General features: G+C 56.4%; 12 protein-coding genes and 1 tRNA gene. 4 read left to right on the top strand and 9 right to left on the bottom strand.

What is annotated here, in order from left to right; translation table 11 throughout:
• Nucleotides 1-42: 42 nt before the first annotated feature.
• A complete protein-coding gene (frr, locus tag H8695_RS02935) occupies nucleotides 43-597 on the bottom strand; it encodes a ribosome recycling factor (protein ID WP_249299379.1) in 555 nt (184 codons plus the stop codon).
• A gap of 13 nt (nucleotides 598-610) precedes the next feature.
• Nucleotides 611-1318: a UMP kinase gene (pyrH, locus tag H8695_RS02940; RefSeq protein WP_249299380.1), complete on the bottom strand. Its 708-nt coding sequence runs from the start codon at nucleotides 1316-1318 to the stop codon at nucleotides 611-613.
• A gap of 174 nt (nucleotides 1319-1492) precedes the next feature.
• Between pyrH and H8695_RS02945 the strand changes: the two genes are divergently transcribed.
• The 3 genes from H8695_RS02945 (at nucleotide 1493) to tsf (ending at nucleotide 4254) form a co-directional block, all read left to right on the top strand.
• Nucleotides 1493-2362 carry a hypothetical protein gene (locus H8695_RS02945; RefSeq protein WP_249299381.1) on the top strand — a complete coding sequence of 290 codons (870 nt, stop codon included), beginning with the start codon at nucleotides 1493-1495 and terminating at the stop codon, nucleotides 2360-2362.
• 209 nt (nucleotides 2363-2571) lie between these two features.
• Nucleotides 2572-3306 carry a 30S ribosomal protein S2 gene (gene rpsB / locus H8695_RS02950; protein ID WP_249299382.1) on the top strand — a complete coding sequence of 245 codons (735 nt, stop codon included), beginning with the start codon at nucleotides 2572-2574 and terminating at the stop codon, nucleotides 3304-3306.
• Between the two features lie 33 nt (nucleotides 3307-3339).
• A complete protein-coding gene (gene tsf, locus H8695_RS02955) occupies nucleotides 3340-4254 on the top strand; it encodes a translation elongation factor Ts (RefSeq protein ID WP_249299383.1) in 915 nt (304 codons plus the stop codon).
• Nucleotides 4255-4321: 67 nt separating this feature from the next.
• On the opposite strand, the gene larAH6 is transcribed toward tsf, so the two are convergent.
• The 4 genes from larAH6 to H8695_RS02975 all read right to left on the bottom strand — a co-directional run bounded on the left by larAH6 (nucleotide 4322) and on the right by H8695_RS02975 (nucleotide 9275).
• Nucleotides 4322-5572, bottom strand: a complete 1251-nt coding sequence (gene larAH6, locus H8695_RS02960) for a nickel-dependent malate racemase, LarAH6 family (RefSeq protein ID WP_249299384.1) — start codon at nucleotides 5570-5572, stop codon at nucleotides 4322-4324.
• The gene (locus H8695_RS02965) at nucleotides 5569-6849 is read right to left on the bottom strand and encodes a phosphoglycerate kinase (RefSeq protein WP_249299385.1); all 1281 of its coding nucleotides are present in this window, start codon (nucleotides 6847-6849) and stop codon (nucleotides 5569-5571) included. The genes larAH6 and H8695_RS02965 overlap by 4 nt, the downstream gene beginning before the upstream one ends.
• Before the next feature lie 11 nt (nucleotides 6850-6860).
• Nucleotides 6861-7880, bottom strand: coding sequence for a type II glyceraldehyde-3-phosphate dehydrogenase (locus tag H8695_RS02970; RefSeq protein WP_249299386.1), 1020 nt, complete (start codon nucleotides 7878-7880; stop codon nucleotides 6861-6863).
• A 195-nt stretch (nucleotides 7881-8075) separates the two neighbouring features.
• Nucleotides 8076-9275: a YibE/F family protein gene (locus H8695_RS02975; RefSeq protein ID WP_249299502.1), complete on the bottom strand. Its 1200-nt coding sequence runs from the start codon at nucleotides 9273-9275 to the stop codon at nucleotides 8076-8078.
• A gap of 222 nt (nucleotides 9276-9497) precedes the next feature.
• Here H8695_RS02975 and H8695_RS02980 point away from each other — a divergent pair, with 222 nt between their 5' ends.
• A complete protein-coding gene (locus H8695_RS02980) occupies nucleotides 9498-10808 on the top strand; it encodes a hemolysin family protein (RefSeq protein WP_249299387.1) in 1311 nt (436 codons plus the stop codon).
• Nucleotides 10809-11035: 227 nt separating this feature from the next.
• On the opposite strand, the gene H8695_RS02985 is transcribed toward H8695_RS02980, so the two are convergent.
• The 3 genes from H8695_RS02985 to ruvB all read right to left on the bottom strand — a co-directional run bounded on the left by H8695_RS02985 (nucleotide 11036) and on the right by ruvB (nucleotide 13571).
• Nucleotides 11036-11122 (bottom strand) — tRNA-Leu (locus tag H8695_RS02985).
• Nucleotides 11123-11168: 46 nt separating this feature from the next.
• Complete coding sequence (gene glmM / locus H8695_RS02990) at nucleotides 11169-12518, bottom strand: phosphoglucosamine mutase (RefSeq protein WP_249299388.1); 1350 nt, start codon at nucleotides 12516-12518, stop codon at nucleotides 11169-11171.
• 18 nt (nucleotides 12519-12536) lie between these two features.
• The gene (gene ruvB, locus H8695_RS02995) at nucleotides 12537-13571 is read right to left on the bottom strand and encodes a Holliday junction branch migration DNA helicase RuvB (RefSeq protein ID WP_249299389.1); all 1035 of its coding nucleotides are present in this window, start codon (nucleotides 13569-13571) and stop codon (nucleotides 12537-12539) included.

The raw sequence follows: 13571 nt of genomic DNA on the forward strand, positions 1-13571 counted from the left end.
TGTGCTCCCATTCATATGATATGTTATCAGTCCGCCGCGGGGTCAGACCTCCATGATCTCCTTTTCCTTGGACTCAACCGCCTTGTCGATGTCCTTGCAGTACTTGTCGGTCAGCTCCTGCAGATCTTTCTCAGCAATTTTAAAATCGTCCTCGGTGATCTCTGACTTCTTCTTCTGATTCTTAAAGCTCTCCATCGCGTCACGGCGCACATTGCGCACCGAGATCTTGGCCTCTTCGCCGAATTTGCGAATCTGCTTGGCGAGCTCCTTTCTGCGCTCCTCCGTCAGCGGCGGGAAGTTCAGGCGGATGGTCTTGCCGTCATTCTGCGGGTTGATACCGATGTCGGAGCTCTGAATCGCCTTGTCAATGCTCTTGAGCGTTGAGACATCCCACGGGGAGATGACCAGAATGCGCGCCTCAGCCACCGAGATGGCAGCCATCTGATTGATCGGTGTGGGCACCCCATAGTAGTCCACCATGATGCGATCGAGCACAGCGGCATTGGCGCGGCCCGCGCGGATAGAAGCAAATTCACGATTGAGTGCAGCCAGGGTCTTGTCAAATTTCTGCTGTTCGTTCGGGTAGTTGTTTTTCATGAGCTACGCCCTCCTATGTGATGATGGTTCCTATCTTTTCACCCTCGATGACTCGGACAATGTTTTTTGGGTCGTCCAGACCGAAGACCATAATCGGAATCTTGTTGTCCATACAAAGGCTCGTCGCCGTGGAATCCATCACGCCGAGCCCGCGGTTGAGAATGTCGATGTACGTGATGTTGTCAATCTTGGTGGCGGTGGGATCGACCTCCGGGTCGCCGGTGTAGACACCGTCGATTCTCTTGGCAAGCAGGATGACATCGGCATTGATCTCGGCCGCCCGCAGCGCCGCGGTGGTGTCAGTGGAAAAGAACGGGTTTCCGGTACCACAGCCGAAGATGACCACGCGGCCCTTTTCCAGATGGCGCACCGCTCGATTTCTGATGTAGGGTTCGGCAATCTGCCTCATTTCAATGGCTGTCTGTACGCGGGATTCCACATTCAGGCTCTGCAGCGCATCCTGCAGAGCGAGAGCGTTCATCACCGTTGCCAGCATTCCCATATGGTCGGCGCGGGTGCGCTCCATATCCTTGCCGGCGCGGGTGCCGCGCCAGAAGTTGCCGCCGCCGACAACGATGGCGACCTCAACGCCCATATCCACACAGATTTTGATATTCTCACAGATCTCTTTTACGACAGCGGTATCAAGTCCGAAATGACTCGGGCCCGCCAGGGCCTCGCCGCTGACTTTGAGCAGAACTCTCTTATATATGGATGACATAGTTTCACCTCTCACCCATTTTACAATATCTTCCCCGCTTTTGTAAATACATATCAATTTGTTTCGTCTTTTTTTCCGGGTACTGCGCGCCATGTAACACACATTTGAACCCAGCGCATACTATATTAATGAAGTTCAGCTCTTCACACTAATTACTGTTTTAGGAGGATTATTATGGCTGACAATAAACTTGTGGCTGGCCCTCTCACCGGGAGCAATCCCGCCGTTAAGGAAGCGGTCTGCATCAGCACCAACAAGGTGTACGACACCTGCCGTGACAAAGATTGCCTGGAGGATATGCGCGTGTATCTCGATGCGTGCAGCCAGGGTCTCGTGGAGCGCGCGGCCAACGTGAAAGTCAAAAAGGCAGAGGTTATCTGGGCCTTCATCGATGTGGATGCGGTTCCCTTCAACAGAGGCTTCTACACAGTCAACATCACATACTATTTTAGAATCACTCTGGAAGTGTACTTAGGCGGAACCAAACCCACCGAGATCTGCGGCCTTTCGACATTCACCAAGAAAGTCATTCTCTTCGGCAGCGAGGGCACGGCGAAATCCTTCACCTCCTGCTACACCCCGAACGACACGGAGAGCCCGACAAACTGCTCGACCAATCTGCCCTGCGCTTCGGTCGAAGTGGTAGAGCCCGTCGTCCTCGGCGTCAAAGTCGTTGAGAAGTGTGACTGCGGCTGCCCGCAGGACGCCGATCTCATGGTGCCCTGCTGCGTGCAAAACTGCTTTGACAACCCGATTGGCGAGGCCGTCGCTGACAAGGGCGTCTACGTCTCCATCGGCATCTTCTCGATCGTGCGCCTTGAGCGCAAAGTCCAGATTCTGGTTCCGGCCTATGACTTCTGCGTGCCGACCAAGGAGTGCGTGGATTCGTCCAACGACAACGAGCCCTGCAGCCTGTTCGCCAGAATCAACTTCCCGACCGACGAATTCTTCCCGCCCGAGGCTTTCAAAACCCTCTCTTCTTCCGACACCAACACCTGCGGTTCCTGCACCACCAACGCCAACTGTGGCTGCGGCTGCCGCTAGAAATTCCTCCCGGGAAAACAGGGCGTCTTTGACGCCCTGTTTTCTTTTCAAAAAACGGGACAAACTGTGCGTTGGGGGTTGCATTTTAAAGCCCGGTATGATATAGTATCGTGGTCATAATACGCACACTGTGTGATTTTCTGAACAGTGCCGAAAGGTCCTCAGCGAAAATGAACGCAGTGGAGGGTAAACTAAAGGAGGAACTTACTATGTCAGTCATTTCTATGAAACAGCTGCTCGAAGCCGGTGTCCACTTCGGTCACCAGACCAGAAGATGGAACCCCAAAATGGCACCCTACATCTTCACCGAGAGAAACGGCATCTACATCATCGACCTGCAGAAGACCGTAAAAAAAGTCGATGAGGCCTACAACTTTGTGCGCGACACTGTAGCCGAGGGCGGCGACATTCTCTTCGTCGGCACCAAGAAGCAGGCGATGGATTCCATTCGCGACGAGGCCACCCGGTGCGGAATGTACTACGTCAATGCCAGATGGCTCGGCGGCATGCTCACCAACTTTAAGACCATTCGTAAGAGAATCGACCGTCTCAATCAGCTTCGCAAGATGGAGGCCGACGGCACCTTTGAGCTTCTGCCCAAAAAAGAGGTCGGCAAGCTCAACGGCGAAATTGAAAAGCTTGAGAAATTCCTCGGCGGCATCAAGGACATGAAGCGTCTTCCCTCCTGCCTGTTCATCGTTGACCCGAGAAAAGAGAGAATTGCCGTCAGCGAGGCGCGCAACCTGGGTATTCCGATTGTCGCGATTGTCGATACGAACTGCGACCCTGACGAGATCGACTATGTCATCCCCGGCAACGACGACGCCATCCGTGCCGTCAAGCTGATCTCTTCCACTGTGGCAAACGCCGTACTCGAGGCCAAACAGGGCGAGCAGTTTGAGGTGTCGGACGACGCGCCGGCCGCCGCTGCACAGGAAGCTTAATCACCATTCTTTTACTATTGGGAGGTACCAAATATGGCATTTACAGCAAAAGATGTCCAGGCGCTGCGCGAGAAGACCGGCTGCGGCATGATGGACTGCAAAAAGGCTCTCACCGAGACCAACGGCGATATGGAAAAGGCGGTTGAGTTCCTGCGTGAAAAGGGACTTGCCGCGGCTGCAAAAAAGGCCAGCAGAATCGCCGCGGAGGGTCTTGTCTGCGCCTATATCGACGACGCCGCGAAAATCGGCGTTCTGGTCGAAGTCAATTCCGAGACCGACTTTGTCGCGAAAAACGCGGATTTCAAGGCGTTTGTTGAGGGCTGCGCCGTCACCATCGCGAAGAACAGACCAGCCGATGTCGACGCGCTTCTCGCCGTCAAGTTTGACGGCTCCGATCTGACGGTTGCCGACGTGCTGCGCGAGAAAGTTCTCGTCATTGGAGAAAATCTCAAAATCCGCCGCTTCCAGATCTTTGATGGCAATCTTGTCAGCTACATCCACGGCGGCGGCAAAATTGGCGTCATTGTGAAGTTCCATGTCGACGACGCGGTCTTTGCCACCGATGCGTTCAAGGCCTACGGCAAGGACGTTGCCATGCAGGTCGCTGCGGCAAATCCCTCCTACACCAAGTCGAGCGAAGTTCCCGCCGAGGTTCTCGACAAGGAGAAAGAGATCCTCACCGCTCAGGCAATCAACGAGGGCAAGCCCGCTGCAATTGCCGAGAAGATGGTCGCCGGCAGAATCAAGAAGTACTACGCTGAGAACTGCCTGGTCGATCAGGCATTCGTCAAAGACCCGAACATGTCTGTCACACAGTACACCGAGTCCAAGGCCAAAGAGTTCGGCTCTGCGATCGAAATCGTCTCCTTTGCCCGCTTTGAAAAGGGCGAAGGTCTGCAGAAGCGAGAGGATGACTTCGCCGCCGAAGTCGCCGCGATGCAGAAATAAGTTCTTACGCAAAAGTCCCCCGCATATGCGGGGGACTTTTTTGTCGGTATTGGAACTTCTCTGTGGATTATCCTCTCACCCGCGGCAGTGTCGAGCCGCCATAGGGCATGACAATGACCTTGGCATCGGTCCCATGCTTCTCGAACGCATAGTCAAACGCCGTCTGTACCGCCCCGAAAGGTCTCAGAAAGATCTCAGAGACCAGTTTCTCATCAAGCTCCGACACCAGGCAGATCTCTGCATCCTCAAGCACCATGGCAATGGCCGCCGCCTTGTGGCCGCCAAGCTGAAAATCCTCGGCAATGCGTTCGACCATTGAGTGGGAGGTCGGCGCTGTGGTCATCCACTGCTCAAAGGTCTTCTCTCCAAAGCCCTCGCGGCAGGAGCCGACGAGAATCACCGTTCCCCCGCTTTTCACCGCGTGCTTTGCGTTGTCGAGTGCTTTCTGCGTCTGGTAGAGGTTCAGATCCTTTGGCGCTCCGCCCTGCGAGACCACGACGATATCGGCCCGGCTGTCAATCTCCTTGAGATAGAGGGTGTCGAGAAAGCGGCATCCCGCCCGATGTGCTCTCACCACGTCGCCGGCGACGGCCCGGATGACCTTCTTGTGCTCGTCGAGCACCACATTCAAAATAAAGTCGACCGGGCAGCAGCTCACTGCCTGCTCAATGTCCTCCCGGACGGGGTTGCCGTCGAGACTGCCGGCGGCCGCCTCACGCTCCACCATACGGCTGTGATTTGACTGGATGGCATCCCGCGTTGACACACCCGGCATAATTGCCTTGGCGCCGCCGCTGTAGCCCGCAAAGTAGTGGTACTCAATGTTGCCAAGGCAGATGCGCCGGTCAGCCTCGGCGACGGCCCGCGTCACATCAACCGGGGTTCCCCGGTCTGTAACGCCCATGTGTACACAGTCGGCCGGGTCACTGTCCACGCAACGATAGCGCTCGTATATGGCGTCTCCAACGAGGCGGCGCATCTCCGCTTCGGTGTGAGGGCGATGGCTGCCCAGGGCAAAGACAACGGTGATATCCTCTCTGCGGCAGCCCGCCTGTGCCAATTCGTCCAACAGCGGCGGCAGCACGAGTGCCGACGGCATGGGCCGCGTGATATCGCTGGTGACAATAGCGATCTTTTCACCCGGTTTTGCAATCTCACTGAGTCTTCTGCTGCCAATGGGTTCGCGCAGCGCCCGGCGCACTTCATCGGCGCCGGTGAGCCCGATTTCAACCTGATTCGGTTTTAAAACCGCCAGAATATTCTCATCCGGTACTGTCAGCGGCTGTGTTCCCGTTCCAAATCCAAGCTCCAGTCTCATGATCTTCCTCCCGCCGGAAACGCCTGCGCCGCGTGGCGCAGAGCTCTCACAACCGGAAGCTCCTCCCCGCTCAAAAAGCGGATGAGCGCGCCGCCGCCGGTACAGATGTAGTCAAGCTTGCTGTCAACATGGTACTTCTTTGCCGCCGTGATACTGTCGCCGCCTCCCACCACCGTGTAGGCGGCGGTCTCACCCAGCGCCTCAAAGAGCGCTCTGGTGCCATCCTCGCTCAAAGACTGTTCAAAGACGCCCACGGGACCGTTGCAAAACACAGTCTTTGCCCCGCGGATGATCTCACAGTACTGCTCGATGGTCTTCGGTCCGATGTCCACAGCAGCGCAGGTTTTGAGCGCCTCACAGCTGCCTGTGTCACGCAGTTCAATTTCATGGCGCTCTCCCCCGCTGATATATGCGAGGTCGCTTGGCATTACGAGTTTGTCCGCATGCGCCGAGAGCAGTTTTTTGCCCTCACCGATATAGTCAGCGTAATTTGACTTGACAATATAGTCCATGGTCGCAGCGCCGATGTCCTCCCCCGCGGCGGCGAGCAAGATCTGGCCCGCGAGACCGCCCGTCAGAACCCTGTCGGCGATGCCGCGCTCGAGAACCGTATCCATCATCAGAAAGGCATCCGCAATTTTTGCGCCGCCCAGCACGAAAACACAGGGGCGTTCCGGCGCCTGCATCAGGCCCGAAATGACGCAGTACTCCTCTTCAAAGAGCCGCCCCATCGCCGAGGGAAGCACCTGCTCAAAACCGCACAGAGACGGCTGGTCGCGGTGTGCCGCCGCAAAGGCGTCCATCACATACAAATCAGCGAGCGGCGCCAGTTTGCGCACAAGCAGCGTCTGAGCCTGCTGCTCATGGGTGAGCTTCAGCTTCAGTTCAAAGAGCGTCTGCTCCTCAGAGACAAAGCGCACATTGTCAAGCAGCAAAATCTCGCCGTCCTCCAGTCCCCGGATCGCCTCGCGCGCTGCCGGTCCGCAGACGTCGTCGAGAAAGCGCACCGGTCTCTCCAGGAGCTCCCGCAGCACCGCCGCATGCGGTTCGGTCGTGTAGAAATTCTTATATTCGATATCGCTTCCCTGATGGGCGAGAAGCACAAGCTTTGCCCCCCGATCCGACAGTTCCCGGATGGTTGGCACGCAGGCTTGAATGCGGGTCGTGTCCCGCAGGGTGCCCGTGGCCCTGTCAACCGGCTGGTTGATATCGACGCGCAGCAGAACAGTCTTGCCTTTGACGTCAAACTCGTCAATGGTGTTGATTCCAAATCTCATACGGCGCTCCCCTATTTGATGCCGAGATAGCGGTTGGTCATGGCCGTGCCCTCATCGCGGGTCAGCTGCATCTGCATGGCTGCACGAATGGCGTCCATATTTTCCGGGATGACGACCGACTCCTGCGGAATATTGATTGCAAACATGATGTCGTTGCCGGAATTGACAATCGACTCGTCCCACAGCGCAATCTCATAGAGGTCGCCGCGCAGTTTACCCATGTCACGCGCATAGCGGAAGAGCGAAGCGTTGCCGAGGAAACCGTCTTCGATCTTAACAGTGCGAATGCGCGGATGTGCGCCGAGAATTTCCAGGGTATTTGCCTTGTCGATCTTTTTCCGAGTGGAGGCCACGACGGTGATGATATGTCCGTGGGTCACAGGGGTGTGAACCAGAATACCGGTGGCGTCCACGTGCGGCATGATGGTCATCAGATCCACCGCCTGGTGGCTCGGCGCCTTGTCCATTTGCAGCGCATTCGTCAGGCCCCGGTGGTAGTCGCCGGGGTCAGCCACACGGCGAATGATGGTGATTGCAACTTTCTCGACGCCGACGGCCCGGTCGAGCGCATCCACCGCGCGGATGAGTCCCGTGGTGTTGCAGCTGGTCAGTTTGAGAAATTGCTGCCCAAGCCCTTTTTCATAGTTTGCATAACCGTGGAAAAAGACGTCGGCCACACTGTTCTTTTCACCGCCCTGGAAGACGGCCTTTTTGCCCATGCGGGCGTAGAGCTCCTTGTTTTTTGCGCCGACACCGGCATTTGTGGCGTCGAGCATGACGTCGCACTGCTCCACCAGATCCTCAAGCGAGCCGGAAATCGGTACGCCCGCTGCCTTGAGTTTCTCCTCGTTTTCCGGCATGGCATTGTAGAAGCGGTAGGGCATCCCCGCCTCCACAAGGCCTCTGACCGAGAGCGTCGGCGCAACATCCGCAACGCCCACAAGTTCCATGTCCTCCTGCAGAGCAACGCCTGTCGCAAGGCGCAGACCGATGACGCCGTATCCGGCGACTCCAACTTTCACTTTGGCCATTGTGATTTCCTCCCGTAAAATATTGTATTAAGAATGTATTAATTGTTAGCTCAAGTCTACCATCTGCCCGCAAAAAGTTCAATGATTTTGGCCCGGTTTTTTCAAAAAAAATCTGCTGCTTTCATACAATTTTTTGCGCAGAAGCACACATTGTATGAGCTCATGAAAAAAGCGCCGCAAAAGCGGCGCCTTTCTTCAGATCTCCTCATCCTCGTGCACAGGCTGCGGTGAACGCCGGCGGGCCCACCACCTGCCCGTATAGAGAGACGCCGAAATCAGAGACGTCAGCGGAATGGTCAGCAGCATACCGAGACTGCCGACAAGCGATTGTAGAATCTCGACTACAATCATCTCACGATTGAACAGTTCCAGAAGCGAACTGTTGTAGGCCACCAGTAACACGACAGTGGACAGTGAGCTTCCGATGTAAGCCAGAATCAGAGTGTTCGCCATGGTGCCCATCATATCGCGGCCGATGGAGAGACCGGAGCGCAGCAGAAGTCCAAAAGTCGGGTTTTGCGCGTTGTCGCGCAGTTCCGAGAGCGCCGATGAGATGGAGATGGACACGTCCATAATCGCGCCAATGGCGCCGATGATGATTGCGGCAAAAATAATCGCCTTGAGGCTGATGGGGTTCGGTGTATCGAGATAGAGAAGAAAGACCGAGTCCTCACTGGTAATACCGGTGAGCATCAGTCCTCTGTCCATGATGAGCGTCAGCGCCCCCGCAACCAGAACCCCACCGATGCAGCCGAGCGCAGCGGCGAGACTCTTCTGACTCGCGCCGTAGATCAGCAGCAGCGTCATAGCGGTGATAAAGACCGAGACCAGAATGGACCAGAAATAGATGTTGTAGCCCGACAGAATCGACGGGATGAATACCGCAAAGACCGCAAGGCAGGTAAACGCGAGTGAGACAATGGTGTTAAAGCCCTTGAACCGGCCGAAGAGCAGTATCGCAACAAAAAATATGGCGAGCAGTTTGTAGAGCGTCGGAGTGCGCAGGTATTCGCCGAAGACCCATGTAGGGTCCTCCCCCTCTACAATGGTTCTCTCATAGAGCAGAATCCGGTCTCCCTGCTGCACCTCGCGCGTGGTCATCGACTCATAGGACTCGATGGCCTGGGTTGCGACAATGCTCATGCCCTTGCGCTCGCCTTTCGTGATCTCAGCGACAAAGGTGACCACGGTATTCTCGCCGATCTCTCCATCGGAGAGCATCTCGTCGTCGGAGACCCGCTCGACAATTTTGGTTACCTTGGCCTGCTCAATGACATCGTCGCTGTCCGACCGGTCCACAACGTGCCGCATGGCAATGCGATTTCCCACCAGAATAAAAAGAATGGAAAACACAACGGTCGACAGGTAGACGAAAACGTCCTTTCTCTTTCTCACTGTCAATCTTAACACCTCCGGTTCTTGACAGGACTCTTGCTGCCCAGTATAATAATCTCAATCTTTATCAAAGGCGGTGACATAAAACCACAATGGACGACGGCGACGGACCTTGTCATAACAAATGCTTTCCAGGAGAATAGGCGTGGCCTGCATGTTTTGATGCGGGCTATGCCTTTTTGTGTTTTTATGACGCCAAACAAATTTTAGGAGGTACTTCCCTTGTCTGATTCTTTTCTATGGCAAATCGTTCTGCAAATCGTTCTCATCGCACTCAACGCGGTGTTCGCCTGCGCGGAAATCGCGGTGATATCCGTAAACGACGCAAAGCTTGCAAAACTCGCCCAGCAGGGCGATAAGCGCGCCGTCCGCCTGGCGGCGCTGACTCAGCAGCCGGCCCGTTTTCTCGCGACCATTCAGGTTGCCATCACCCTCTCGGGTTTTCTCGGCAGCGCCTTTGCGGCCGAAAACTTCTCGGACCGACTGGTCAGCTGGCTGGTTGGTCTCGGTGTGCCGATCGCCGAGAAGACGCTCGACTCAATCGCCGTTGTGGTGATCACACTCATTCTGTCCTACTTCACTCTGGTATTCGGCGAGCTTGTTCCCAAGCGGGTCGCAATGAAAAAGGCCGAGAAGCTGGCGCTTGGCATGTCCTCTCTGATCAGCTTTATCTCCAAGCTCTTCGCCCCCATTGTGTGGCTGCTCACCGCCTCGACAAACGGACTTTTGCGTCTACTCGGCATCGATCCAAACGCCGAGGATGAGGAGGTTACCGAGGAGGAGATCCGTATGATGGTCGACGCGGGCAGCGAAAAGGGCGCCATCGACAGCGAGGAACGGGACATCATTGAAAATGTCTTTGAGTTTGACGACCTATCCGCTGAGGAGATCTGTACCCACCGCAAGGAGGTCACGCTTCTGTGGCTCGACGAGAGCATGGAGCAGTGGGACCAGACCATCTGCAACAGTCGCCACACACTCTATCCCGTCTGCGACGAGAGCGTTGATCACATTGTCGGCATTTTAAATGCCAAGGACTATTTTCGCCTGGCGGATAAGTCGCGTGACAGCGTGATGAGGCAAGCTGTTTCTGCCCCGTTTTTTGTGCCGGAAAATGTGAAAGCAGATGTGCTGTTTCGCAATATGAAAAAGAGCGGCAACTACTTTGCCGTGGTACTCGACGAGTACGGCGGCATGACCGGCATCGTCACCATGAGCGATCTCGTCGCGCAGCTCGTCGGGGATTTCGAGGAAGACAGCCCCGACGAGCAGGTTCCCGAAATCGAGCAGATCGACTCTCAGACCTACAAAATACTTGGCAGCACCCCGCTGGAGGATGTCTGCGACAAACTTGATGTTGAGCTGCCGCTCGACGAATATGAGACATTTGGCGGGTATGTATTCGGCGTGCTCGGCACGGTGCCTGACGACGGCGCCCAGTTTGAGCTGGAGGCAGACGGCCTTGCCATCAAGGTAATTGAGGTTCGAGATCATCTCGTCGAACGCGCTGTCGTCTGCAAGACCAAGAGCTGACGGCGTTGCGGAGGAAAAAGGCGGCCCCTCACGGGGCCGCCTTGATTTTCTGCGGAGCAGGCAGACCTTAACGTGCCCCAATGTTGCCTGTACTATTTTGAAAAGCCGTTTCCCCTGTCAGCGGGAAGTCTCTGCGCCGCACGCTCTGCGAAAAAAGCGTGTCGGGCAATAGACATTGCGGGTTCCTAAAATAAAAACGTCGGAGCAAAGCGGACTTTGCTCCGACGTGGTGCCGCTGGTCGGGGTCGAACCGACACGGTATCACTACCACAGGATTTTGAGTCCAGCGCGTCTGCCAATTCCACCACAGCGGCGAGTACCAAAATAGTATAACCGATCATCGGCAAAATTGCAAGCAAATCAGGCCCTGGAATGTGCTTCGATGATCGCTGCAATCTCCTGTGCGGCGTGGCTGATCTGATCAAAGAGCTTTCCCTCGGCCATAACGCGAATCAGCGGCTCCGTTCCGGATGCGCGCACCACAATCCGGCCATTCTCGCCGAGCAGCGCCTCGTGCTCGCGGATTTTGTCGAGCAGCTCACTGTCTGAGAGATAGGTCTCCTTGTAGCTGTTTGTCACTCTGACATTGATGATGACCTGCGGGAAGCGCTCCATCACCGCCGCAAGGGCCGACGCTTTTTTGTGACTGCGTGCCATCAGCTTGAGCAACTGCACCGCCGCAAGCTGGCCGTCACCTGTCGTGGAGTAGTCGCGCAGGATGATGTGACCCGACTGCTCGCCGCCAATGCAGTGGCCGCAGCGCTCCATCTCCTCGAGCACATAGCGGTCGCCGACGCCTGTCGTAGCCACGTCGATGCCCGCCTCTCTTGCCATTTCAAACAGCCCCATGTTGGACATGGTGGTCACCACAAGCGTGTTGTTTTTCAGACAGCCGTCCTCTTTCATCTGTCTGGCAAACAGGGCGAGAATCTTATCGCCGTCGATCAGATCACCCTGCTCAGTCACCGCGAGCATCCGGTCCGCGTCGCCGTCAAAGGCGATGCCGATGTTGGCCTTGGCGGCGGTGACGGCCTGCGCGAGCGACTCCATATGAGTCGAGCCGCACTGGTCGTTGATGTTTGTGCCGTTCGGGTCGTCGTGGATGAGGGTGGCGCGCACACCGAGCGCCGAAAAGAGCTTGCCCGCTGTGGTAGATGCCGCGCCGTTGGCGCAGTCAAAGACCGCTTTGATGCCGCCGAGGTCAATGTCGCAGGTCGATTTGAGATAGCTTATGTAGTGGTCGGCAGCACGGGTGTCATACTGGATTTTCCCAATTTCCCCGCCGGACTTCAAAAAGCGCTCACAGCCCGATTTGATGGCCGCCTCGATCTCATCCTCCAGCGCATCCGAGAGCTTAAAGCCGTCGCCGTTGAAAAATTTGATTCCGTTGCTGTCATAGGGGTTGTGAGACGCCGAGATGACCACGCCCGCGTCGGCGCCGTACTTCTGCACGAGATACGCGACCGCCGGCGTCGGAATGACACCCAGCAGCACAACATCCGCACCCACCGAGCACAGGCCCGCGCTGAGCGCCGCCTCCAGCATATCGGAGGAGATGCGGGTGTCCTTGCCGATCAGAATTTTGGGCCGGTGATGGCTCGAGCGGGCGAGAACGACCGCCGCTGCCTGGCCGAGCTTCAGAGCAAATTCCGGTTTGAGTTCCTCATTGGCAATCCCGCGGACGCCGTCTGTACCAAACAATCTAGCCACGTTTTGTCCTCCAAACAATCATGATTCCCCGGAAAACGGGAGCCCCAGGTGCTCATACGCAAGCTTTGTCGCGCAGCGGCCTCTAGGGGTACGGTTGATAAAACCGAGCTGCAGCAAAAACGGTTCGTAGACATCCTCAATGGTGACAGTCTCCTCCCCGATGGTCGCGGCGAGCGTGTCCACACCAACCGGCCCGCCTCCAAAATATTGTATGATCGCATGGAGCATTTTGCGATCAATTGCATCCAATCCGAGTCCGTCGACCTCCAGACGGCTGAGCGCCTGGTCCGCCACAGACTTCGTGATGATGCCGTCTCCGACAACCTGCGCAAAGTCCCTCACGCGTTTGAGCATACGGTTCGCGATACGCGGCGTGCCGCGTGAGCGGGAGGCAATTTCCAGGGCGCCGCCGGGCTCAATCTCTATTTTGAGAATGCTGGCGCTGCGCGTGACGATCTCGCAGAGTTCCTCAGCGCTGTACATCTCAAGACGCAGCACCACGCCGAAGCGGTCGCGCAGGGGCGCCGTCATCTGACCGGCGCGGGTCGTCGCCCCGATCAGCGTGAATTTGTTCAGATCGAGCCGGATGGAGCGGGCATTCGGCCCTTTTCCGATGATGATGTCGAGCGCATAGTCCTCCATCGCCGGGTAGAGGACCTCCTCCACCGAGCGCGAAAGACGGTGTATTTCGTCAATGAAGAGAATGTCGTTCTCCTCGAGATTGGTCAGCAGAGACGCAAGATCCCCTGGCTTCTCAATTGCCGGACCCGAGGTCACGCGGATGTTGACCCCCATCTCGTTTGCGATGATGCCCGCGAGCGTCGTCTTGCCGAGTCCCGGCGGGCCGTAGAGCAGCACATGGTCGAGCGATTCCCGCCGCCCACGCGCCGCCTCGATGAATATCTTCAGATTCTCTTTCACCTTGGCCTGGCCGATGTACTCGTCCATATAGCGCGGGCGCAGAGACGTCTCGATTTCCCCGTCCTCACTGCGCAGGGACGACGTTACGATTCGGTTTTCCAAGTCCATGTCAAAATCGCGATCGTGTTCCAT

It is taken from the genome of Feifania hominis (genome assembly GCF_014384765.1).
GTDB lineage: Bacteria > Bacillota > Clostridia > Oscillospirales > Feifaniaceae > Feifania > Feifania hominis.

Bases quoted from the DNA above. Each gene is read 5' to 3' on its own strand.
- frr (WP_249299379.1), bottom strand. From the start codon at position 597: ATGAAAAACAACTACCCGAACGAACAGCAGAAATTTGACAAGACCCTG.
- pyrH (WP_249299380.1), bottom strand. From the start codon at position 1,318: ATGTCATCCATATATAAGAGAGTTCTGCTCAAAGTCAGCGGCGAGGCC.
- H8695_RS02945 (WP_249299381.1), top strand. From the start codon at position 1,493: ATGGCTGACAATAAACTTGTGGCTGGCCCTCTCACCGGGAGCAATCCC.
- rpsB (WP_249299382.1), top strand. From the start codon at position 2,572: ATGTCAGTCATTTCTATGAAACAGCTGCTCGAAGCCGGTGTCCACTTC.
- tsf (WP_249299383.1), top strand. From the start codon at position 3,340: ATGGCATTTACAGCAAAAGATGTCCAGGCGCTGCGCGAGAAGACCGGC.
- larAH6 (WP_249299384.1), bottom strand. From the start codon at position 5,572: ATGAGACTGGAGCTTGGATTTGGAACGGGAACACAGCCGCTGACAGTA.
- H8695_RS02965 (WP_249299385.1), bottom strand. From the start codon at position 6,849: ATGAGATTTGGAATCAACACCATTGACGAGTTTGACGTCAAAGGCAAG.
- H8695_RS02970 (WP_249299386.1), bottom strand. From the start codon at position 7,880: ATGGCCAAAGTGAAAGTTGGAGTCGCCGGATACGGCGTCATCGGTCTG.
- ruvB (WP_249299389.1), bottom strand. From the start codon at position 13,571: ATGGAACACGATCGCGATTTTGACATGGACTTGGAAAACCGAATCGTA.